This is a genomic window from Embleya sp. NPDC025285 (genome assembly GCF_055558835.1).
Genome location: NZ_JBVHLU010000051.1, coordinates 30,310 through 51,791, shown reverse-complemented (window position 1 = coordinate 51,791; position 21,482 = coordinate 30,310). Strand labels below are relative to the sequence as shown.

Annotated in this window: 21 protein-coding genes; 11 read left to right on the top strand and 10 right to left on the bottom strand. The window is 68.4% G+C overall.

All coding sequences use genetic code 11. The features are described from left to right. Nucleotides 1-59: 59 nt before the first annotated feature. From ACZ4FV_RS29765 to ACZ4FV_RS29755, 3 genes are all read right to left on the bottom strand, one after another. Nucleotides 60-392 (bottom strand): hypothetical protein, encoded by a 333-nt coding sequence (locus tag ACZ4FV_RS29765; RefSeq protein ID WP_465323721.1) that lies wholly within the window; start codon nucleotides 390-392, stop codon nucleotides 60-62. Between the two features lie 161 nt (nucleotides 393-553). After that, a complete protein-coding gene (locus ACZ4FV_RS29760) occupies nucleotides 554-1,147 on the bottom strand; it encodes a hypothetical protein (RefSeq protein ID WP_465323720.1) in 594 nt (197 codons plus the stop codon). A gap of 56 nt (nucleotides 1,148-1,203) precedes the next feature. Next, a complete protein-coding gene (locus tag ACZ4FV_RS29755) occupies nucleotides 1,204-1,443 on the bottom strand; it encodes a hypothetical protein (RefSeq protein WP_465323719.1) in 240 nt (79 codons plus the stop codon). Nucleotides 1,444-1,833: 390 nt separating this feature from the next. Here ACZ4FV_RS29755 and ACZ4FV_RS29750 point away from each other — a divergent pair, with 390 nt between their 5' ends. The 11 genes from ACZ4FV_RS29750 to ACZ4FV_RS29700 all read left to right on the top strand — a co-directional run bounded on the left by ACZ4FV_RS29750 (nucleotide 1,834) and on the right by ACZ4FV_RS29700 (nucleotide 10,440). After that, on the top strand, nucleotides 1,834-2,514 hold the full coding sequence (locus ACZ4FV_RS29750) for a DUF5753 domain-containing protein (protein WP_465323718.1): 681 nt from the start codon (nucleotides 1,834-1,836) through the stop codon (nucleotides 2,512-2,514). Next, nucleotides 2,511-2,702 (top strand): DUF397 domain-containing protein, encoded by a 192-nt coding sequence (locus tag ACZ4FV_RS29745; RefSeq protein WP_465323717.1) that lies wholly within the window; start codon nucleotides 2,511-2,513, stop codon nucleotides 2,700-2,702. The genes ACZ4FV_RS29750 and ACZ4FV_RS29745 overlap by 4 nt, the downstream gene beginning before the upstream one ends. Before the next feature lie 917 nt (nucleotides 2,703-3,619). Beyond that, nucleotides 3,620-4,129, top strand: a complete 510-nt coding sequence (locus ACZ4FV_RS29740; protein ID WP_465323716.1) for an ATP-binding protein — start codon at nucleotides 3,620-3,622, stop codon at nucleotides 4,127-4,129. A gap of 236 nt (nucleotides 4,130-4,365) precedes the next feature. Further along, the gene (locus tag ACZ4FV_RS29735; protein ID WP_465323715.1) at nucleotides 4,366-4,977 is read left to right on the top strand and encodes a hypothetical protein; all 612 of its coding nucleotides are present in this window, start codon (nucleotides 4,366-4,368) and stop codon (nucleotides 4,975-4,977) included. 98 nt (nucleotides 4,978-5,075) lie between these two features. Next, entirely contained in the window at nucleotides 5,076-5,198 is a 123-nt protein-coding gene (locus ACZ4FV_RS29730; RefSeq protein ID WP_465323714.1) for a hypothetical protein, read from the top strand. Between the two features lie 167 nt (nucleotides 5,199-5,365). Beyond that, entirely contained in the window at nucleotides 5,366-6,403 is a 1,038-nt protein-coding gene (locus ACZ4FV_RS29725) for a protein kinase domain-containing protein (RefSeq protein WP_465323713.1), read from the top strand. A gap of 374 nt (nucleotides 6,404-6,777) precedes the next feature. Next, a complete protein-coding gene (locus ACZ4FV_RS29720) occupies nucleotides 6,778-7,140 on the top strand; it encodes a hypothetical protein (protein ID WP_465323712.1) in 363 nt (120 codons plus the stop codon). Next, entirely contained in the window at nucleotides 7,137-7,934 is a 798-nt protein-coding gene (locus tag ACZ4FV_RS29715; protein ID WP_465323711.1) for a hypothetical protein, read from the top strand. Before ACZ4FV_RS29720 ends, ACZ4FV_RS29715 begins: the two co-directional genes overlap by 4 nt. 111 nt (nucleotides 7,935-8,045) lie before the next feature. Continuing rightward, on the top strand, nucleotides 8,046-8,951 hold the full coding sequence (locus tag ACZ4FV_RS29710) for a zinc-ribbon domain-containing protein (protein WP_465323709.1): 906 nt from the start codon (nucleotides 8,046-8,048) through the stop codon (nucleotides 8,949-8,951). Continuing rightward, nucleotides 8,951-9,838: a zinc-ribbon domain-containing protein gene (locus ACZ4FV_RS29705; protein WP_465323708.1), complete on the top strand. Its 888-nt coding sequence runs from the start codon at nucleotides 8,951-8,953 to the stop codon at nucleotides 9,836-9,838. The genes ACZ4FV_RS29710 and ACZ4FV_RS29705 overlap by 1 nt, the downstream gene beginning before the upstream one ends. Then, nucleotides 9,838-10,440 (top strand): zinc-ribbon domain-containing protein, encoded by a 603-nt coding sequence (locus ACZ4FV_RS29700; RefSeq protein ID WP_465323748.1) that lies wholly within the window; start codon nucleotides 9,838-9,840, stop codon nucleotides 10,438-10,440. The genes ACZ4FV_RS29705 and ACZ4FV_RS29700 overlap by 1 nt, the downstream gene beginning before the upstream one ends. A gap of 16 nt (nucleotides 10,441-10,456) precedes the next feature. Here ACZ4FV_RS29700 and ACZ4FV_RS29695 read toward each other — a convergent pair whose 3' ends face one another. The 7 genes from ACZ4FV_RS29695 to ACZ4FV_RS29665 form a co-directional block, all read right to left on the bottom strand. Continuing rightward, nucleotides 10,457-10,834 (bottom strand): SH3 domain-containing protein, encoded by a 378-nt coding sequence (locus ACZ4FV_RS29695; protein ID WP_465323707.1) that lies wholly within the window; start codon nucleotides 10,832-10,834, stop codon nucleotides 10,457-10,459. A gap of 44 nt (nucleotides 10,835-10,878) precedes the next feature. Continuing rightward, the gene (locus ACZ4FV_RS29690) at nucleotides 10,879-11,214 is read right to left on the bottom strand and encodes a DUF4381 domain-containing protein (RefSeq protein WP_465323706.1); all 336 of its coding nucleotides are present in this window, start codon (nucleotides 11,212-11,214) and stop codon (nucleotides 10,879-10,881) included. 182 nt (nucleotides 11,215-11,396) lie between these two features. Continuing rightward, nucleotides 11,397-12,539, bottom strand: a complete 1,143-nt coding sequence (locus ACZ4FV_RS29685; RefSeq protein WP_465323705.1) for a DUF6744 family protein — start codon at nucleotides 12,537-12,539, stop codon at nucleotides 11,397-11,399. A gap of 95 nt (nucleotides 12,540-12,634) precedes the next feature. Then, nucleotides 12,635-14,260 (bottom strand): VWA domain-containing protein, encoded by a 1,626-nt coding sequence (locus ACZ4FV_RS29680; RefSeq protein WP_465323704.1) that lies wholly within the window; start codon nucleotides 14,258-14,260, stop codon nucleotides 12,635-12,637. 13 nt (nucleotides 14,261-14,273) lie between these two features. After that, entirely contained in the window at nucleotides 14,274-15,437 is a 1,164-nt protein-coding gene (locus ACZ4FV_RS29675; RefSeq protein WP_465323747.1) for an AAA family ATPase, read from the bottom strand. 2,225 nt (nucleotides 15,438-17,662) lie between these two features. Further along, complete coding sequence (locus tag ACZ4FV_RS29670) at nucleotides 17,663-18,076, bottom strand: hypothetical protein (protein WP_465323703.1); 414 nt, start codon at nucleotides 18,074-18,076, stop codon at nucleotides 17,663-17,665. A gap of 9 nt (nucleotides 18,077-18,085) precedes the next feature. Continuing rightward, nucleotides 18,086-19,720, bottom strand: a complete 1,635-nt coding sequence (locus ACZ4FV_RS29665; protein WP_465323702.1) for a hypothetical protein — start codon at nucleotides 19,718-19,720, stop codon at nucleotides 18,086-18,088. Between the last annotated feature and the right edge of the window lie 1,762 nt (nucleotides 19,721-21,482).

Below are 21,482 nucleotides of genomic sequence, written 5' to 3'. Positions count from 1 at the left end.
CCGGGGTGGGGCCGTGCCGTGCCTTCGGGCGGCGGTGGCCCCGCCGCCCGAAGCGGCGCTCACAACGCCGGGGTGCCGTTCTTCCTTCGATACGCCTGGTGGATGTCGGCGACCATCCGTGGCAGGTCCCTGCGGCCGGGCATCGCACGCAGCGCCGCGAGGAAGTTGAACGAGGCGGCGCGGTGGGCCGCCTCTCCGCTGTGGCCGGCGCATACGGCGGCCACGTAGGCGCGTTGATAGGCGCGCAGGAGGTCGGGGGCCAGGCCCTCAACGAACTCCTCGGGATCGCGGCCGGCGGTCGTGGCGGTGCGGACCATGCAGATCGTCCACAGCTCGACGGCCGTCAACATCTGCTGGTGCGTGGGGATTCGGCGCGGCGCGGTGTCGTTCACTGTCCTGCTTCCTGTGTTCGCGAGAGGAACGCCGACCAGGGAAACCATCCCCTTTTGACATCGAAAACGTTACCTGATTTCAAGCACGTTCGACGTTGTTTCCGAGTCCCTCCTTCGGGTGATGGGCCGACGGCCGGCCGTAGGCCGGCCGTCGACCGCGCTCACGCGGTGCCGGCGCGTTCCGCCGCGAACCGCGCGGCTTCGGCGAGCAGTCGCTCCCCCAGGGCCGGCGGCAGCCACGAGCCCTCGAACCAGGCCGAGGCACCGCTTGCGGAGAAGGTCACCTGCACCCCGGCATGCGGCGCGTCCCCGGGCACGCGACACGACAGGGTCTCGGCGTACTCGCCCCGCCGGTACTTCGGCGGGGCGAGCGGGGGAAGCGCCGCCCGGCAGCGGGCTGCGGCGGTGCGGCGACCGTCCTCGGCGCGGGCCTGGTCGACGATGCCGTCCATCGCCGCGACGAACGCCGCTTCGTAGTCGTCCCACAGACGTCGGCGGATCTCTCGGGCGAACGCCTCGGCTGCCCGGTCGGCGCGCACGCGGATGCCGCCGTGACTGGTGCCGTCGGGAAGGTTCCCCGAGATCTCCACATGGGTGCGAGTGGCGTTCCACAGGAACCAGCCACGTCCGCCGGGGCCGGCGATCGCCACCGCGCCGGTATAGGGGGAGTAGTGCGTGAGGTCGGGCGCCCACCCCTTGCCCAACAAGGGGGCGAGGGCGTGGACCAGGGAGCGGGTGTCGAAATCCTCGGTCACGGTCAACTCCGGTGGAACGCCGGGCGCTCTGCGCCCGGCGGATGGGCGGGCGGGCTTCAGGCTGCGATGGGAGCGGCGACCTGTTCGCGCCAGAACTCGGCGCACACCGCGAGCAGGCGTTCGGTCAGCGCGGTCGGCACGTCGCGGATGTTGAGATCCAGGCTCGACGCGTCGTAGGACACGCGCACCTCGATCCGGGCCGCGACGTCGGTCAGGGTCGTGGAGGTCTCACCTCGCCACACACGGCGCGCGAGGGAGGGCAGGACCTGCGCACACCGGGCGGCGACCTTGTCCATTGTCGGTGACGGCGTGGGGTGTTCGCCTGTCGCGGCGCCGGGTGGATGTGCCCACCCGGGCGCCGGGAGGTCAGCGGCGGTCGGTGCCGGCCGGGCGGGACCGGCGGTTCATGTGACGTCGGTCGACGACATCGGTGGCGACGACGGGAATGATGCAGTGATCCCTCAAGGTGTGCTCCGTGGTTGGTGTGGTCCGGTGCTCGCCGACCAAGGGAGCCACCCTCTTTCGACACGTCAAACGCTACCAGCTTTCGCGCACTCTCTTGGGCGTTGACCTGCCGTTTCGTCTGCGCCATCAGGGTGAGCGCTCTACTTGACGCGACGCCCGGAGGTGCCTCCACGGTCAGCAGGTACGAAGAGTGGACCTCACCCACCGGAATCCGATGGCAAGTGGTTCGCGATCTTGCGGACGCGTCCGGAGCGACTCCGGCCGAGCGTGACGGGCTGGTCGAACTCGCCAAGGGTATGAAGAGCCAGGCCGGGTGGTGGCTCAACAACGACGCTGTCCCGACCCTGCTCAATCCGTTGCTGAGCCTGGAGGCCGAAGCGGATCGCGAATCGACATTCGTCAATGCCTTCGTTCCCGGTCTGCTTCAGACTCGCGACTATGCGCTGGCGATCAACCGCGGGCAGGAGGTCCGAGAAACCGACGAGCACAACGAGGCGTTGGCCGATGCACGCATGCAGCGACAGACCATCCTGGATCGCGAACCCGCCTTGCACCTTTGGGTCGTGATCGATCAGGCCGTCCTGAGCCGAGTGGTCGGCGGCGCTGCTGTGATGGTGGCGCAAATCGACCACTTGTGCGAGATGGCCAAGCGGCCGAACATCGATATCCAGGTACTGCCGTTCGCGGTTGGAGCACACGCGGCTGGTCTCGGTCACTTCGTGATCGTGGACAGCGGCCCGCTCCGGGTCGTCTACGTCGAGACTCTTGGAGGTGGTCTGTACCTCGACAAGGTCGCGCAGACCCAGCGGTATAGCGTCGCTTGGGAATACCTCTGCTCACAGGCCCTCGGCACCGCAGAGTCCCGGAAGTTCATGATTGAAATGCGCAAGGAGCATCAGTGACACAGCAGGGGTACGCCTGGCGCAAGTCGTCGTACAGCGGCGGCGGCGGCAACGAGTGCGTTGAGGTGGCTCAAGTACGCGCCGCCGTGGGGGTCCGTGACTCCAAGGACACCACTCGTCCGATCGTCGAGTATGGCGCCGCGGCCTGGGTTCGGTTCGCTACTTCACTCGCTGACCACACTGGGTAGATTCACTATTCGCTGTACTGGCCGCGACCTTCAAAGAGGTCGCGGCCTTCGTATTTGGTGACGTGAGACGCCGCCCGGGTGCCTTAACTGGGTCTTGCGGTTGGTCGATGGGTGCGCGGCCAGAAGAGGCGGGGACCCTCCGTAGTCGGCTGGTGAAGTTGCCCGGGGGACGGGCCGGCGGGCTCGCACGCAGTGGGAGCCCGCCGGCCCGTCCCCCGGGGAGAAGCAGCCCGCCGACAACGGAGGGATCCCGCCCGCTACATCCCTGCCGTCCACCCGGCCAACGCGCGCGCAGCCCCCGCCGGGTGCGGGGCGAACGTTGCCAGCAACGGTGGTCTACTGCGCCTCCGGCGGGCCAACTGCCGGAGGGCCCACCGACTTCGACTTCGGCGCGCCCACCGCTTGGAACCGGCGCGCATCTGATCGACCGGCGAATCCTAGAGGGTGGCCTTGCTGACACCGCATGCCTTCGCCACTTCTTCCTGAGTCAGGTCGGCTCGGCCACGAAGCGCCGTCAGCCCCTTGGCAATCTGCATGCGCCTGGGTCCAGACGACGACGTAGCGGTCATCGGTAAGTCCTCTCGAGTCGGTGCGACCGAAGTCGCGAGCGGGGGACCAGAGTGCCGGATGGCGGTCCCCCCGCCGACAAGAATCCCAAAGGATCCCGCCGATCCCAGCCATTTAGAGAGTTTTCTCATGAGAGTTACATGACGAACTACGCAATGCCATACTCTTACCAGTGACACGCAGTGCGCACTCATGATCACCTTTGGTGATCATGGTCTGCGCTGCTACTCCGGCGACTCCGAAGTCGCCTACGGAGACGTTCACGCGCGCTCACCCGGCTTCCTCCGTGTTCGTGGAGGGCGCGCCCAAGGATCGGACGAGGGTCCGCCCATCTTCGGATCGGCGGCCGGATGGCCGTTGGCCTCGCCCAATCCATCGGCGAGCTGTACGTGGCTCATGGCCTTGGAGTCGCAGAAGTGACGGTCTTGACCCGCCCTGCCTCACCCCGCCAACAACCCCTGCTCCAGACAGAGTTCACTCGCCGGGCACTCGTCATCGGATTGCCATGTGAGCGGGGAAGCGTGCCTCAAGCACGAAGGCTGACTCTCGACTTCTGCGAACGCTGGGAAGTGCCCCAACCCGTGGTCGAAGACAGCGAAGTCGTAGTGAGCGAGCTGGCTGGTAATGCCGTTCGGCACACGGACGGCCCGATCATGCGGGTCCACGTCGGTTGTCTCCGGCGTCATCTGGTCATCGCAGTGGTGGACATGGGCCCCTGCCGCCGTCCCATCCCGACGGTGAGGGGCGATCTCTGGTCGTCCAGTGGCCGTGGACTATCGATCGTCGCTGCGCTGTCGGTTCGGCACGGACACCTGTCGGACGGTCTGGCAACAACCGCGTGGGCGGTGCTCGCATGGTGACCCCGCAGCAGACGGCCTCACTATCACAAGTCCGGCAAGGGCGCCTGGCCCCTCACGCGACGGCGGACTCTCCGACCATGCGTGCGGCCAACGTTCCTTCTCCGGCTGGGCGAACTCCATCCTCTCTCGGAAACGTGAACTGGGCAGCGGACGAGTGGTGCTCCCCGCGCTGGGACGCCGAGCGGCTACTGACGGCAGCAGCCGCAACGCATTGGGCGTGCGCAGGTCAGGCACGGTTGGACAACCCTCACGTCGGCCTGCCTCGGTGGTTCTCGCTGATCGTCCAGCATCCGATGGCGCTCGCCACGCCGCGTGGGGTGCTCGACACCCGCAACCTGGGTGTCGTCTCCAGCACGCTCCTGAGCCATAGTTCCGGCCCCGGGGGGTCGCTGCCTGTCCATCAGGGATTGCATCCGCGCGGGATTACGATCGACCCCACGCAGGCGGCACGGGCCATTTTCGTGATCGCCCGGGGACCGGGCACCGACTCGGACCTTCTGAGCGTCGCCACCTATTCGCACGGTGTGGGGTGTCTGCCGCACGAACTCGTGTCGACCGAAGGCCCTTTCGGGACGTGGCCTCGGCTCCGGGATGCACGCGAGTGGGCGTGGGCTCAGGCTCCCGGCGGGATCGGCGCGCGCGTGTGGACGGACATCCGCTCTCCGGTCCGCCTGGGGTGTTCTCAGTCCTGGACGGCGTTGTTGGTGACGTACGTGACGCCGGAGGCCGTGATCGATGTCGCCGACAAGGCGACGCGCATCGAACGCCTATGCGGCGATTGGAGCTGGTGGAACAACCCTCGTCGGCATGCCCTGGCTCGGCTTGATTCGAAGCTGACCGCCCAGTGAAGACGAGAACGCGCCCGGCGGCTGCGGCGCCTATCCGACGTTGCTGCGGCAGGACGTCATGGGTCCGTGACCAGGAGCGCGGTCCGCGGCCTGGGCCGGTGATCGACATCGGGCGCGAATGGCGCGCCGCGCGCGGCTGTTGCATCGACCTCGCCGGTTGTGCGGGTCTGACCATTCTGGCGATCACGGTGCTGTCGGTGGCCACCTGGACGCCCTGGTGAGGTCGCACTTTCGTGGTCCGGTCGCGCAGGTACGGGACTTGCGCGACCGATCGTGACCGCTGTCCGCGTCACCCGACGACGCGGGCGGCCATGCGGGGCCGGTCGGTGTGATCGCGGGCCGGCTCCGCCCTCTCTTCGTTGTCTTCACACAAGGAGTGGTGTCCTCGATGTCCTGGGCAACCGCGGCGCTTGGGCCGCATCTCGACGCGACGCGCCCTCCGCCCTGGGTCGTCGAGACGCTGGCCGCCTTGATCGGTCCTGGTCGGCGGCCGGTGCTGGCTCATCTGCGTCCGGGATCGAGCGTGTGGCGGTTGGCGGGTCCTCGGGGCGTGGTCGCCCTGAAGGTGTCGCCGGCGGGCGCGGATCGTGGGGTCCCGCGCGAGGGGGACGTCGTCGCCGAGCTCGACGCCGCGGGGGTGCTGCCTCGTCCGTTGTTGGCCGCACGAGGAGGCGGTGAGGATGTCGCGTGGGTGGCGACCTGGTGGCAGTGGTCGCCGCATCTGCGGGCAGCCTGGGCCTCGTTGCCTGCGTCGGGCGATTGGCCGCCCCGTGTCACGCGCGCGGTCCTGGCCGACGCCGCGGCGTGTGCCCGCACGCTCGCTGCCCTGCACAGGGCGGGAGTTCGTCACGGGGATCTGCGCCCGGAGCATCTGTTGTGCGAGCGTGGCCAACGTGCGGCCATGATCGTGGACTGGTCCTCCGGCATGCTCACTCGGCCGATGTCCTCGATCGCCACCCCTGCCGTGCCGCCTCTGGCATACACGGGGGGTTGCCCGTGGTACGCGTCGCCGGAGATCGGTCGCGCGGTCGTCCAGGGCCGTGGGCCGGAGCCGTCCGAGATGGCGGACGTGTGGGCGTTGGCGGAGTCGATGCGTGTCGCGCTCGGCGGTCGGGCGCCTCGTCTCGGGCAGGGCGAGGCGGTGTGGGGGGCGGTGGCGCGGGGTCTTGCTCGCCCCTTCGCACCGGGAACGGCTCGCCGGGTGCCGGAGCTGGCCGCGTTGATGGCGCGCGCGCTCAACCCGGACCCGGGCAAGCGGCCGGGCGCCGACGAGATCGCGTGTCTCTTGGAGGACGCCGTGTCCTCTCGCGCCCGAAAGGACTCGGGGATCACCGCTGGTGTCCTGTCCCGTCCGGCGGCCGTGGGAGAGGAGGTCGGTTCGTGGAGCACCCGTGTGTACTGGATGCAGCCGCGGTGGGCGGTATGACTCCGTGCTCGGGCGTCATGCCGGCGCCGGGCGTGGTGGCATGGTTTTCCCGTGTGGTCTCCCCGGGGCCCGGGGCCGTCGCGCTGGGCAGTCAACCGCCGGCGCGCCGAGGTCGGGTGGTGTGGTGGCCGGCCGAGGACCTGGCCTTCGCGGCGACGCTGGCGCGTTCGGCAATGCGCGTCGCGGGTGGACCGACCGGGGTCGCGGTGGTGCCCGCCGGGACGCCTCCTCAGTCCGTAGGTCTTGCCCTGGCCACCAGCACTCTGATTCACCGGCTCCCCACGAAGGACCTGTCCCGTCGTGCCCGGACGGCACGCCGGGACCGGCCTCCGGTCATCGCCTTGGTGCCGCCCGTGGCCGGCGCCCATCGCCACGTGATCCCTCATTTCGTGTGCCGAACCGACGCTCGCGGCGGCGTGCGTCGCGCGGCGTTGTGGGAGGTCGCGGCCCACGAGGACTCCCGCAAGTGGATCGGCCCGCCGTGGCCCGTCACCGAGCACCGCCGCCTGGTCGCGGCGGTGCCGGCGTGGCTGGCCCTGTGGACGGCTCACGATCACGGTCCTGTGACCACCTTGGGGGAGGTGGGCGAACGCCTGCATCGGGTCCTGCGGCACCGCCCGTTCGGAGTCGACGTCATCCGCGATCACCCTCAGGACTTCCTCGCCGCCGCGAGTCTGATCGGTGCCCGCAACCGCCACCCCGTCCCTCGGGGACGCACGGGCAGGGCGTCGTCATGACGGCTTCATCGCGCCGGGTAATCGCCGTCGACGGCACTTGCGACCTGCCCGAGGACGTCACCCGTGGCCTCACCGCGCGCTTCGGTCGTCTCCTGGCATTCACGCATATCAAGCAGGGGCCCGGCACATGGTCGATGGTCGTCGACACACAGGCCGGTCAAGTCTTCGTTCGGGCAGCCGCCCGGGGCGGGGTCGCCCGCGAGGCAGTCGAGAGCATGCGGCGTGAAGCGTTGGTCGCGCACGTCGTGTCCGGCCTGACGCCTCCGCTCTTGGCCCGGTGCTCCACCTCCGGATGGCACGTACTGGTGTTCGGCCACGCGCCGGGCCGTCGCGCCGATCTGCGGCCCGCCTCGCCCGACCTCGCACCGGTGGCCGCGGAACTGCGGTGGATCGCGCGCACGTGGATGCAGACGGGGGTTCCCCTGCTCGCGCGGCGCTGGCGCGGCGACGAACCGCACGTCGGTGGGCCTCCGTTCGCCGGGGGCACGTTGCTGCATCCCGACCTGGCCGACAACCTGCGCGTGCACCGGACCACGTCACAAGGTCGCGTCGTCGAGTCCCGGGTGTGGGTGCTGAACTGGGGCGGCGTGCTGACCGGACCCGCATGGGCCCAGTTCGCCCTGCTGTACCCGTCGTTGCGCCGAGCCGGACACGGCCCGAACGAAGCCCGTGCATGGTTGGCCCAGTTCCCCGCCTGGCGCCACGCGCCACCCGAACGGGTGAGGGGCCTGGCCGGTGCACTGCTCGCCAGCGCCGCGCACGAGGCGCCTTTCTGGGCCGAACTGGCGCACTGACGCGCTTCTTTCTCCGTACACGGCACCCGGGCCGCTGTCGCAGCCTTTCCGCTCGGTGTGCGTTCTCGCGCGCGGGTTCGAGTCCCGCGCCCACAGAAAGGGATCGGTCCGTTGGACACCAAGCCGGTCAGAGTCACGCTGGTCGAGGTCGATGTGGAGTCGGTCGGCTGGCTCGACCCCGACAGCACGGATGCCGCGTTCTGGACACCCGGTACCGGGCGGAAGGCCCGATGGCGGTGTCCCCGATGCGCCCACACGTGGGACAAGGCCGTCAAGCAGGTCGCGAGTCGCAAAAGGGGCCTGCACTGCCCCCGATGCGGGATCGTCCCGCGCCGGGAGCAGAGTCTGGCCGCACGTCGTCCGGACGTCGCCGCGGACTGGCACTCCACCCGCAACATGCCGTTGACGCCGTTGCTCGTCCTGATCACCGACACCACGTCGGTGTGGTGGCTGTGCAAGTCGTGCGGCAGCTCGTATCGGCGGACGGTCAAGCTGCGCTGCGCACGTACGTTTCCCACGTGCCGGGAATGTCCCCGGGCCCCGATGATCTCCGCCGTCCCCGGTCTGGTGGACCTGTGGCACCCCACCCGCAATCTCCCCGCGGTTCCCGAACACAGCCCGTGCCGTTTCAAGGGCAGTCGCACCTACTGGTGGCGCTGCCCGGCCGGTCACGAATGGCGGGGCACCGTGCCGCAGAAAAGACTTCCGGCCTGCCCGCAATGCCGAGAGACGACCTTCGGCGTCCTCGAGCGTACGCGCCACCTGGTGCGGACCGCGCTCGCCGAAGGGCGGCTGAGGCTCGAAGTCCGTTATGACATCCGGCAGCTCGCAGCCGCCCTGGGAGTCCACGCGCAGACGCTACACAGGAACAAGGCGATCCTGCCGCCACGCCAGCCGCAACCGCGTGCTCGCGGCGGTGGAGTGCCCCGTCTGACATGGCTGGGCTCCGACCTCTCGGTCTGGGCCGGGGAACCCGCCAGCGCGGTCGGCGACGGAATGCACGAGGACTCGCGCTGATGGAGTCCCGCCACGGATACATCATGCCCACCCTCGCCCGGACGGATCCGGAACTCGCGGGATGGCTGCATCCGGACGTCGCCGGCGGCGGATGGACCCTGCTCTCCAGCGGCCCCGCGCAATGGGTGTGTCCGCGCTGCGCGCACGTCTGGGAGGCAGATGTCCTCAGTGTGGCCCACAGCCCCGGACTGCCCTGCCCGCAGTGCGGAGTGGTGCCGCGTCGGGCCCGCAGTCTCGCCGCCATTCGCCCCGACACGTCCGCGCGGTGGCACCATGAACTGAATGCCCCGTTGACGCCGCACCTGGTCCGGGTCAGTGACAAGACTTCGGTGTGGTGGGCCTGCGACACGTGCGGCGCGGCCTACCGGACTGCGATCTGCCGGCAGGCGAGGCTTCGTATCGGCCGGTGCCGCGCATGCCGGTACGCGCGGATCACGCTCGTCTCCGTCGTGCCGGTCCTGTCCCGGCTGTGGCATCCCTCCCGCAACCTGCCGCTGCTGCCCGGGCAGGCCGTGACGCATCCATCGCGCCGCTACTGGTGGCGATGCCCGAACGGACACCAATGGCAACAGGGCGTGTCGGGAGTGGGTGTACCCGAGTGTCCCCGCTGCTGGGTGGCGTCCACGCGACGAGCGATCGCGGCCGCGGTACGCGACGGCAGGATCACCGCCGACGAACACTACGATCTCGCCGAACTCGGCAAGGCGTTGGGCGTCCCCCGCAGCGTCCTTCGGAGGGAGATCGCGCTGTTGCCGTCGCGCCGGTTCGTGAGCAGCGGCCGTGCCGGGCACCCTCGTCTGCTCTGGCTCGGGTCGACGCTGGCAAGTGGAACGGGGACAACCCGCCGGCGGCTCGCCACAACACCGTGGCGAGCGACCCCGACCTGATGCGCTGGCTGCATCCCAAGGACAAGGGCGCCGCGGACCGACCGGTCCGCTCCCGTGATCCCTCCCGGTGGCTGTGCCCTCGCTGTGGTCACGGCTGGCATGCGGTCGTGACCAGGGCAGTCCGACGAAATCGGGATCTGGACTGTCCACAGTGCGGAGGCGTCCCACGTCAAGCGCGTAGCCTCGCTGTGCTGCGTCCGGAGATCGCGGCGCGGTGGCACCCCACGCTCAACGGCACCCTGACTCCGGACCTCGTCGCACTCCACGACGCGACACGGGCGTGGTGGACCTGTGAAACCTGCAAGGTCCCGATCATCGGCTCGATCGACAACCGCGTCAAACGATTCAAACCACGCTGCGGATACTGCGTGCGTGGGGCGCCGCCATCGATCGGGAGCATTCCCGAACTACGCGCCCTATGGCACCCGACCCTCAACCTGCCCACGCGGTCCGACCAAGTGCGCATCCGCACCGACGCGTGGGTCAGACATTGGTGGCTGTGCCCCCTGGGCCACAAATGGCAACAGGCCGTGCCGTACACCCGCCCACCAAGTTGTCCAGCCTGCCGCGAGGCAGCTCGTTGCCGTCCGGCAAAGGGATGACCCGCACACACCCGGATCACCGAACGGCGGCTCGATCCTCGATTGAGCCGCCGTTCGACGTGTGATCAGTGCAGCAGTTGGGTCGGCACGGGGTGGGTGTCGATATACGTTCCGCCACCCATCCCACGACGCCGGTGCGGTCCACCCGCACGTGATACCAGCCGTTTCGATAGTCGCCCAGGCTCGTGAGGGCGTCTCCGCGCTCGGCTAGGCCGACCACCGTCGCGTCCGCGATCGGATGCGATCGCACGCGCAGGCTTTCGGTGGTGACGTGGTAGACGGTCTCCGTCTGCTGGAATCGGACCGCAGTGGCGGTGGCTGTGATTGCCGGCGCAAGCGTTGCTGCGGCAATGACGGCAGCAACGGCGACCGCGCGAAGGGGAGTACGGACCATGTCGGGCCAACGAGTGCAGGGGCGGGCCGACACGGGACCGCGAGTCACAGGTGCGCGGATCGGCTGGTCCCGTCCACATCCTCCTCGAGGCACAACAACTTGAGGGCGAGATACTCCTCCTCGCCATCGGTGTACTCCAGGGCGACGGTCATCACGTCGACCCCTTCCTGAAGCCATGCCTCCGTCTCCCGCAACCACACGGCGGCCTGCTCGAAGAGGTCCGCCAGGTCCGTACCCGTGAACTCGACCGGTCTGTACGGCGCGCCCTGGATCCGGCCCCGGGCAGGGCGTGGCAGGTCGACGTGCAGGCCGGACGCGTCGACCTGCCACGTCTTGCCGTCCAGCTCGTAAGTGTTGGTCTCGCCGCTGGTGATCGTCATGTGCGAGGTGTCGGCGGTCCGGCTCGTTCCCTCCAGTATCCGGACGAGAGTTCGCCCGATCGCCGAGTCTGCTCACTCGCTCGGATCGGGATTGTCGGATGGCTCTGGGAGCATCGTGCCGGAAGCGGGTTCGCGCGTCCTCATCTTGCCCCGACGCGCGAACCCGTTCTTGAGATGTCGGGTCACGCGTCCTCGTCGTCGATGGCCGTCAAGAGGCTGGTGAGCTGGAGGTTGACCAGTTGCAGGGCGGCGTGGGTGTCCTCCAGCGAGGTGGACAGCAGCTCGGCGTGGTCGGCCGTGGCCTTCTTGAGCTCGCCGAACCGGGCATGGAGTTGCGCGATGTCGGCCTTGCCGTCGCGTTGCGCAGCGGCGATGTCGGTGGAGAGCCTTTCCAGTTCGTCCTTGGCCTTGGTGGCGTAGGCGGCGGCAACCATCTCGCGCATCTCGTCCTGGTCGGCCAAGGGGATGCGGACGAAGTGGCTGCCGGATCCGAAACGGTGGACCAGGTCGCGGAGACCGGCGAGGATGTCCGCGTGTCGATGGCGGACGAAGTAGACGCCGCCGGTCGATCGCAGACGCACCGCATCGAGGTGTTCGACGTAGCGGCGCACAACGGTGCGGAGTCTGTCCCCGGTGAGGTAAGTGCAGCCGCGTTTGTAGCCCGTGCGGATGTCGTCGAGCATGCCTCGCACGAGCTGTTGTTCGGCTTCGGGGAGGGCGGCGATAGTGGCGTGGTCGGGTTCGACGGCGAGGGTTCCGGCTCCTTCGGCGCTGCCGAGCAGGCTTTCGCGGTGGAAGGTCGCGGTAGCGATGCGGGTGTCGTAGCTGAGGCTGGTGTGGGCCTCGTCGCGTACCTCGCGCACGACGTGGCGCACGATCTGTCCGCCGTCCTGACGCACGGGACGCACCATGAGGGTCGCGGTGCGCCGCAGTTCGCCCCGGCGGCGCCTGCGGCGTTGGCTCTTGGGCGTAGTGGGGTCATCCAGCGAGTAGGCGACGCGTACGCCGTTGGTGCCGGTGATGCGTTCGTAGGCGTCGACGGCACGCAGTGGAGGCGGGATCAGGTCCTCGTCGAGGCCGAGTTCGCGCACCCACCCCAGCAGGTTCTCGCGAGTGACGTCGCCGTCGAAGATGCTGTACAGGACCATGTAGCCCAGCAGCGGGGTCCCGTCGCCCTGAAGGGCGGCCGTGTACCCGTCGAACGCGGCGTCGCCGGTGCGGAGATCGGCCCGCCCATCCGGCTCCGGGGGGTGTGCCTGCGTCCCGTCGTCGGCCGGGCCGGCGTCCGGGGCATCGGGGTCGTCCCGCTCGGGATGTGCCGACATGACGTATGTCCTCCGTGCGAAAACGAGCGTTTCGGAAAGGATAGGGCGGCGGCGGCCGGCGCCCGGGACGGGGCGACGGCCCTCGTGGGTTGCAGTCAAATCACGCGGAACAGGTCGGCGGTAGCCCGGACGTCGGTGAGATCGCCGATGGTGCGAATGTTGTCCGCGAGGGCGTCCAGGGTCGTGCCCGGAGCGAACAGGCGCGGGTTGCCGATGCCGACACCGAACATGCGGAATCCGAGCCGGTGTCGTGCCTCGTTCCACGTACGCATCCAGTCCGGGTCCACGTGGCACGCGCCGTCGGTGATCATGACGATGTCGCCGCGACCGCGACCGTCGCTGTCGTACTCGGCGGCCAGGATCTCCACGGCCGACGACAGCGGGGCCTGATAGTCGGTGCCGCCCGCGAAGAACAGCTCGGCCATCTCCAGCACGTCGTCGATCGCGGCCGGAGCGGCCGCGGGGAACCGGAAGACGCGAACCTCGATCGACGAGGAGAACAAAATGGCGACGAAGTCGCGCCGGGCACCCCGGGCCTGGTCGAGCAGGGCCAGCGTCAGCGCCTTAGCCCACGCCTCCCCGGTGACGTCGGTTGAGGCACCGCGCGGGGGCACCCCCATGGACCCCGAGCAGTCGACGCAGACAATGACGGCGCCCTGTCCGGCGGGTTGCTCGCCACGCATGTCGTAGGTCATCAGATGTCGTTCGGCGAGACGGACCGCGAACACGGCACGCAGTGCGGGCACCGCGAGGTTGACGAGTTCGGAGGGAACCAGGCGGGTCGGATCGTCGCCCAGGGTGATGCCGACGAGCTCCCCGACCGTGTTCTCGACGCGGTGGGCGCGTTCGCCCTGCGCCATCTGCCGGAATCTGCCGATCAGGGCGGCGAACTCGGCGAGGCGGTTGGTGCGCAGGCGCTCGGCGAGTTCAGCGCGCCGTGCGCCGGACATGTGTTGGAGGCGACCGGGGTCCACGCCCCACGCGCGCATCATGACCGCCTCGGCACGCACGGCCTCCGTCGCCTCGGCGCACGCCCGGCGCGCGGCGATCAGGACGGCCGGGATCGACGCGGCGAGCTCCCTCGCCGCGTCGGCCTCGGCGACGTCGACGGCGAGGCTGGCAAGCTCGGCGGTCTCGACCGCGTCCTGAACCGCGGTGGCGGCGTCGGCAGGCACGATGCCGTCCTCGCCGGTCCGGTCCGCCGCCTCACTCACGGTGTCGGCCACCGCCTGCGCGGCGTCGGCGGCAACGTCGCGGGCGCGTTGTGCCGCGTCGGCCCGTTCCCGGGCGGCCTCGGTGTGGGCAAGCATGTCGCGCAGCGCGTCGGCCTGCGCCAGGACGGCCATCGCGGCCGCGTACGGGTCGCCGGCGGTCTCGCGGTGCAGGTCCGCGTACTCGGGGCTGCCCGTCATCACCGTGACGATGCGGTGGTTGACCAGGCGGGTGGGGTCCATCCGATCGGCCTCGCGCACGGTCGGGGCGACCTTGTAGGCGCAGTTGAAAACATCGACGAGGAGGTCGTCGGTGTAGTCGTGGTGCTCACGCAGGTCTTCGGCGAGCTCGTCCAACGCGGGCGTCTGCCCGACCTCGGCCCAGGTCATGCGGTCGAAGCGGTCCGCGACGACGACGGCCGTCGCGGCATCGGCCCGTGGACCGGCCGCGGCCAGCCACCGCCCGGCACGGCGAGCCAGATCGCGGAGGCGGGGGATGTGCTCCGACACGGGGCGGCGCTCCTCAGACATGGGTCTGCGCGACGCTGGCGTCGATGCCCAGGGCCTCGACCAACACCCGTGCGTGCACCGCTCGCTGCCGGGCGAGGACACGATCGATGGACGCGGTGGAGCGTCCGCTGCGCTCCGCCGCAGCCCGCAGCTTCACCAGCTCCTTCTTCGCCTTGTTGAGCTTGCGGTTGCCCTCCTTGACCGCCCAGTCGCTCAGCTTCTGCGCCGAATGCCCGGCCTGGGCGTCCAATGCGGCCTCCACCTCCCCGATGCCGGCCGCGAGATCGAGCGCCCGACGGGCGTCCGGGTTGACCAGTTGCAGCACCTCGCGCTCCACCGTGGTCCGTTGCACGGGGGAGTCCCACAACACGTGCATCAGCATCTGGAGATCATCCTCGACCACCTCGTCGCGACCGGCCAGGTACGCCGACGCCTGAAGCAGGCGCACCGACTGTCGCCACCGGCGATCGGAGGCGACGATCTCCTGCCGATGCAACGCGACCCGCAGCGCGCAGATCGCGTCCACGATCACGTCCGGGACCCCCACAGCAGGCACCGACACCTCGACCCCGTGCCGCAGCGCCGACAACTCGACCGTGGTCCGCGCGGACTCGGCCCGCTTAACCACCGCGGACCGCATGAGGTCGGCGAAGTTCGTCGGATCCGTGAGGTAGTCCACCTCCATCCGCACGAGCAACCGGTCGTAGATCGCGGCGGACTCGTCACCGGTCGGCAACTCGTTGGACGCGCAGATCGCGCCGATCAACGGGCACACGATCGGCGGCCCGCCGTTCTCCGGGTGATACAACCGCTCGTTCAGATAGGCGAGCGTCTCGTTCAACGCGGCCACGGAGCATTTGAAGATCTCGTCGAGGAAAGCGATGTCGGCCGTGGTCGCACGACCGTCGTAGACCTGGCGATACTCGCCTCTCACCAGCGCCGGAATGTCGATCGGGCCGAACATGCGGGTGGGGGAGGTGAATTTGCTCAGCAGGATCTCCCAGAGGTTCGCCCCCTCGATCCGCCCCGTCAGCTCCCTCGCGAGTTCGGATTTCGCCGTCCCCGGAGGCCCCAGCAACAGCGAGTGCTGGCCCGCCAGCATCGTCACCACCAGGACCCGGATCGTCTCGTCCCGCTCCCAGAAACGAGCCGCCAACTCGTCCACGATCGCGCGCATCCGCCGTGCCGTGTCCACCGCGTCGCCGTCGTCCACGTCTGTTCCTCTCCTCGCGCATCCGCCCAGTCGGCACCGGCAGGCTAGCGGTCACTCAGTGTAAAAACGTCCGTTTCTGCGCAACTTCATCCACGTGAGTGGCGGACGCCCGGTTCGATGCTCCTACGAGTCGGGGAGGAGTACGGGGTTCGGATCGGTGGGGTGAATCGGCGCGAGGCGAGCCGCCGTCCGTCCTCTGCACATCGGGCAACAACGTCCGTGCCCCTCCCTGCTGTTCAGCCGTGCTCCGGCCGTTGTCACCGCGCGAGCGGAGAATCGGCGGCTGGGACCCCGAGAACCTGGTCCGGTGGCTTGTAGGGAGCAAGGTCCAGCTTGGCTGTGGTGTGCGTTCTTGTGGCGATGCTGTTTCGCAGGTGGCGAACGGCCATATCGCAGATCGCTTCGTGGCTTCCGGCAGCAGGGCAACGATCGCTCGCACCAACGCTGTTACAGGACTCGCCTGCCCACCCGAGTGCCGAGTACGGAGTAGTGTGCGAGACCGACGGCGTATCGCCTCGAAGGGACCTGGGATGACCGATGCGACGCCCGTGGAGAGAACCGTGGCAACGACCACGGTCGACTGCCGTTCGCACGGCTGGTCCTTCCCCGGGTATCGCATCCGCACCGGCCGGGCGCCGTCGCCGAAACGAGCGCTCCAGCCTTCTGCGGCTCCCGTCGGCGATTGGGAGCGTTCGGCGAGGTCGCCGCGCCGGTCACGGCCTGAACCGGTCCGCGAGGACCGGACGGCACCTGCGTCTGTAGACAGGCCCGGGAACAAGGGCGGTTCGAAATTGCGGATCCCGATCGGTGGTCGAGACGTCCGCCCGGCCGGTTTCGATCCGGATCAGCTTCGAGACGCACCGGTTCATGCCCGATACCTCGCCCCGCTGCCTTCCGTTCGCCGTCACCCCGTCCCGTTCCGGGAGGGGGTGCGAGGTCTGAACGCGGGTTCACCCAGCGCGACCTCGCGCCGGAGATGGACTGGTCGCTGTCCAAGCTCATCCGCATCGAATCAAGACGCGAGATCCGATGAAGGACAGATCTGCGACGCCCTATCTGGGCACGTTCTGGGAGATCGAGCAACCTGCCCGCCAGCCGCGGCCTCGACGCAGTTGCCAGCACGGCTCACCACACTCTTGCGCCGTGCTCCCGCAACCTTCGACCCAGGACAGAGCTTGACAGCCGGTGAAACAATGCGCGTCTGCAACGCGCCGGGGGAGCCCCGCTCGGTCGAGCGAGGCTCCCTCGAGGTTCCGAATCGCCGGGTTGTTGGTTTCCAGGCCCTGACGCGACGGTTCAGACTCCCTGTGTGTTGTTGTGGTACCTCCGGTCTCCGGTCCCTTTCACCAGGGCCAGAGACCGGAGGCTCGCCACGCGATGAACGCGCCGGTGAGAACCGCTCCGTACGTCCGCAGGTAGTACGCGACCAGCCGTCGGATTCGCTTCATCGCGGGCCGCTTCGCCAGCACCGCTCGCCATACGAGGAGAACCCTCGCAATCAACCACTTCCACACCTCGAATTCGCCTTTCTTTCTGGAAGACATGACAGTTGGTATTCCCGAAACAGGGATGAATTCGTGAAAACCGCGGCGCTTCACGAGGTCCCTGCGAGACGTGGTTCGGATGGCGTGGGGTGGGAGCTTAATCCACAGAACCGCCAGGGCGCTCAAGTCGCCGACATCGTGTCGCTTCTTCACCCCCTCGAAGGGGTCGGCGAAGAAACAGCCACCTGGCAGATCGACAGCTCGCAATCAGCCGAAGTCGGCGCATAATGACGAGTGAGTATCGCCCTTCAGGGCTCTGACCTGCACATATGTCGCCACTCCGGTCTCCGCTACACGAACCTGAGTTCGAATAGGTCGCCCGTGATCCCCCGGGCCCGCGGTTGAGATCCGACTCCCGCAGGCTTTCGATACGCGTGCGCGCGCAAGCGTGTGTTCCGTTCGCGCGGGACTTTCATGACCCCGGCCCCGCCCTTCTTCACGGAAGCACCCCCTTCTGGCGACCCACGAACCTCGCCGGTGTCCCGAACTGGAACAACGGTTGCGTAAAAACGTACGTTTTTGCGCACTCCCAAGTAGCGATAGAGGCCTCCGTTGCGGGATCACGATTTCACTCACGCCCCAGTGTCAGAAAAAGGGCGAACCATTCAGAGCGGGCCGAGCCGCCCGCTCTGAAATTCCCGTTGTTCAACACCAGACGAGATTTTCGATTGAATAAAGATGACCGGCCGCCTCCGGCGCAACGGAAACGGCGCCTGTCCGTTCGGTTCCCGGCTGCGGAGGCAAGGGCAGAGCGGTACGGCGTTCGGCAAGTGCTCGGTCAAGATCCTTGGCATCCGCGGTGGCGCCGAACGTCCCTTTGCCGCACTTCGGGAGCGCGGTCAGGTGCTCGGGAGCGGGCTCGCGGTCGGCGGCCACGGCGTGCAGTGCGTCCCGACTGGTGGCCTCGAGTTTCGCAGCCCGGCTTGCGTTCGGGTTGATGCAGCTCGCCGCGCGGCGGATCTCGTCGTACACCGCGCGCGGCACGGCCTCCCACGGCGGGGCCTCGGCCTCGCCGGTCGCGCTCCCAGCGGCGGCCGGTGCCTCCGTCGGGAGGGTCAACAGCGTGTCTTAGGGCGCGAGGTCCGGCGCGGGCCGGTTGTCCGCCGGCTGGAGGGCGGTCGCGCGGAGGGCGCGGATCCGATCGAGGGAGGCGGCCAGGGCTCGGGCGTGCTCGGTGGTGCCGAACTTGGTCGGGTCGACGGCCAGCAGCTCCGTCCAGTGGGCCTGTGTGGGCCGGCGCTGGGCGAGTGCGTTGAGCGCGTTCTTGGTCTTGCGGGAGAGTTTGGCGGCGCGGCCCTTGCGGACGTCGAGGCGCGTGGCGGCGCGAGCGGCGGCGTCGTACATCTCCTTGGGCACCCCCAGGTGTTCGGCCGAGTCCTCGGGGGCGCCCGCGCGGGGGTTCGCTGAGGGCTCGGACACGTCGGCGGGGACATCGATGGCCATCTGGCCGTCGAGCACCGGTGTTCCGGGCTCGTTCGCGTCGGCGGCGGGGGCAAGCGGCGGTTTGAGGGCGGCGAGTTCGCGTTCGAGGGCGCGGGTCCGCTCACGGGCGGTCTTGAGGTCGCGTTCGGCACGTCCGGCGCGGGCGGTCTCGTTCTTGACGGCGCCCACCAGGCGGACCTCCTCCTTCTCGGCCTTGGCGACCTGGTCGCGCAGGTTCTTGATCTCTTCGTCGCGCTTCGCCAGGTCCCGGGTCTGCTGTTCGAGTCGGGGCTGCATGGCGTCGAGCCGGCCGCGCTGTTCGCCGGCGGTGTCGGTGAGCGTCTTGTGTTCCTCGCGCAGAGCGGCGAGGTCAGCGAGGGCCCGGTCGCGTTCGTCGGTGCGTTCGGTGAGCGTCCGCTGGCGCGCCTCCAGGCTGCTGCGGTCCACGGCGGCCTCGCGGTCGAGCTTGGCGTGGGCCTTGACGAGCTCTTCGTGGGCGACGGCCAGGGTGGTGAGTTCGGCGCGGGCGGCGTCGCGTTCGCGTTGGTGGCGGTTCGCGGTCTCGCCAGAGGCGTGGTGGGCGACGCGTTCGTCGTGCAGGTCGCGTTCGAGGTCGGCGGCGCGGGCGAGCGCGGTGCGCGCGGTGGTCACGGCGGCGACCACCAAGGGCGGCAGCAGGCGGGCGTGCGAGCGGGCGAGGTGTTCGCCGGCGTGCGCGGTCTCGGTCTCGGCGCGGGCGGCGGCAGCGTCGGCGGCGGCGGTCTCGGCGAGAACGATGGCCTCGCCGCGGTCCCGCTTGGCCTGTTCCGCCTCGGTGCCGGCCTTCTCGGCGGTCTCGCGGTGTTCGCGGACGCGGGTCTCGGCGTCGTCGTGGGCGCGGGTGCGGGCGTCGGCGATCTCGCGGGCCACGCGGTCGGTGTCGCGGGCGGCGGCCAGCGCGTCGGTCAGCACAGGCGCCAACGCGATGAGTTCCGACAGCAGTTCCCCGGCGCGCTCTCGGGCGCGCTCGCCGCGTAGCAGCACCGCGTGGGCGGTCGAGGCGTCCCGTCCCACAGTGGCCATCGGGGCGGGCGCGGGGGAGCCCCCGGCCTGGCGGAGCTTCAGCGCCTCCAGGCGGTGAGCCGGGTTGCTGTGCTCCGCACAGTACTTCGGGTTGGGCCCCGTACTCCCGGGCGTGCGCGGCCGAGGCGGGGCGCCGCACAGCGGGCAGCCACGGCCGGTCAGCCCCTCGTCCAGGCGGCGGACGCCGATCGGGTCGGTGGATGCGTCGGTGCCGTCCATCGGATTCCTCTCCAGGGGCATCCCGGCGGGCCAGGGGCGGCGCTGGGGCGGGGGTCGTCGCGTTCACGGCGACGGCGGGCACGGTCGCTGTCCGTGTCCGAGTCAGCATAGCGCAATGCGTTGCGAGCTCAATACAATTCGTTTCAATGCATCTATTGTATTGCATTGATTGATCAAGCCTCTGAACTGCTATTCTATGTTCTAAATCCGTACAACGCATTGTGTTGCTGCAAACGAATTCCGTATATAGACGGATCTGGGTTAGATTTCAATCCCTCTGTAGCCCATCCTGCTAATCCGGAGCCGGCGCCGTGGGTGCCCCACCCGGTGTGCTCCGGCGCCCTGACTTGCGGATTTCCGCTCAAGCCCACGTGATGGCCGATCGGGCACGTCCCAGAGCCCTTGGGGAACTGAGCGCCCGAGTTGGCCGCGCGGGCCAACTCGGGCGCTCAGTCACACACCCGTGTGATCCGGCTACCAGACCACGGTTGCGCACCTTCGCCGTCGAAGCCTCCGAGAAATCAGAGGGGGCTCATTTCTGCGATACATATCCATCGCGCGAGAAGGAAGGGATTGCCACCTATTACTGGGACGAGCTCCATGCATGTGGTGCACGCTTAGACTTTTACGAGGAACCAATTCCGGTTCCACCCTCATAGATTGGAAGGTCGAGATGAAACGCGAAAATTTGAAGCTGGATGAGAAAATGGAGTATGCGATGCGATACGGAATGTGGATCGTGAGATTCCACCGCTTGTACGAGTTGGTGGTGCACTTATTCGATGTGTGTGTCTCGAACGATCTGTGGCCGTGGTAGCCGTCGGGGAGAGGGTTTCGTCTGCGGTTGGCATCGATGCGACGAAACTTTGGTCTGCTTACCGAGTGGGATAGTGCTCGGTGATTTTGGCTCACGTTGAATCATTGGTCGGAGTCTTCGGATCGTTCCCGCGGTAGTGGAACGAACTGTGGCCCCGTTACCCCGAGACTCGGGGTAACGGGGCCACAGTTGAGACTGTGACGCCCAGTGGGACGACTACCGCTGGCTGCGGTACTTCCAGGCCGCGATACACATCTTGCCCACGAACGTGGTTACAGAGACTGCGATGTACCACCGAACGTCGATGTCACTCGTCATGAAGAAGTAGTCGTAGAGACCTACGAAGTTGCGCGTCCAGTCGATTCCACGCAGGAACAACCGAAACTTCCCGCTGAGACAAGCCCTGCCATGAAGCGACGTTATACCTGTTGTCGCGACAGGGAAGCGATTGGTAGACTCACCATTGGATGGGACGAACTGAGACTCTGAAGAACTTTCGGGTTCGGATGCCACAGGGAGTTCCCTTCTAAGAAGAAAAAGCGAGAACCGAAAAAACATGAGGTCGCCGCGCCCGGAACCCGTCCCTGAGAAGACGTTCCGGGCAGGCGGCCTCACGCCCATTACGATAGCCGAATTCAGCGCGACAGCCCATCGGTTTTCCCCTCGCTGACCCTTTCCGATTCGAATAGCCGGTGACCTGCGGAAACACGTCGTGAAGGGTTTCGATATCCCCATCCCGGCTTCCGCAAAGGGAATGCGGGCAGCATCGGGGTCGGCCTTGGGTGTGAATGGCCCCCTTGATCGAATCCACGCGAATCGCCCGATTTCGGGCCCAAGCAGATTCGTCAACATCGCATACAGGGGCTCTGACCTGCATGTTTGCGAGATTCCCCATCTAGAGGCCGAACTGAGGCCGCCGAGGGTGATCCGTTGTCTGACCCTGTG

Bases quoted from the DNA above. Each gene is read 5' to 3' on its own strand.
- ACZ4FV_RS29705 (WP_465323708.1), top strand. From the start codon at position 8,951: ATGGAGTCCCGCCACGGATACATCATGCCCACCCTCGCCCGGACGGAT.
- ACZ4FV_RS29690 (WP_465323706.1), bottom strand. From the start codon at position 11,214: ATGACGATCACCAGCGGCGAGACCAACACTTACGAGCTGGACGGCAAG.
- ACZ4FV_RS29725 (WP_465323713.1), top strand. From the start codon at position 5,366: ATGTCCTGGGCAACCGCGGCGCTTGGGCCGCATCTCGACGCGACGCGC.
- ACZ4FV_RS29715 (WP_465323711.1), top strand. From the start codon at position 7,137: ATGACGGCTTCATCGCGCCGGGTAATCGCCGTCGACGGCACTTGCGAC.
- ACZ4FV_RS29740 (WP_465323716.1), top strand. From the start codon at position 3,620: ATGGCCGTTGGCCTCGCCCAATCCATCGGCGAGCTGTACGTGGCTCAT.
- ACZ4FV_RS29755 (WP_465323719.1), bottom strand. From the start codon at position 1,443: ATGGACAAGGTCGCCGCCCGGTGTGCGCAGGTCCTGCCCTCCCTCGCG.
- ACZ4FV_RS29675 (WP_465323747.1), bottom strand. From the start codon at position 15,437: ATGCGCGCGATCGTGGACGAGTTGGCGGCTCGTTTCTGGGAGCGGGAC.
- ACZ4FV_RS29700 (WP_465323748.1), top strand. From the start codon at position 9,838: ATGCGCTGGCTGCATCCCAAGGACAAGGGCGCCGCGGACCGACCGGTC.
- ACZ4FV_RS29665 (WP_465323702.1), bottom strand. From the start codon at position 19,720: ATGGACGGCACCGACGCATCCACCGACCCGATCGGCGTCCGCCGCCTG.
- ACZ4FV_RS29685 (WP_465323705.1), bottom strand. From the start codon at position 12,539: ATGTCGGCACATCCCGAGCGGGACGACCCCGATGCCCCGGACGCCGGC.
- ACZ4FV_RS29695 (WP_465323707.1), bottom strand. From the start codon at position 10,834: ATGGTCCGTACTCCCCTTCGCGCGGTCGCCGTTGCTGCCGTCATTGCC.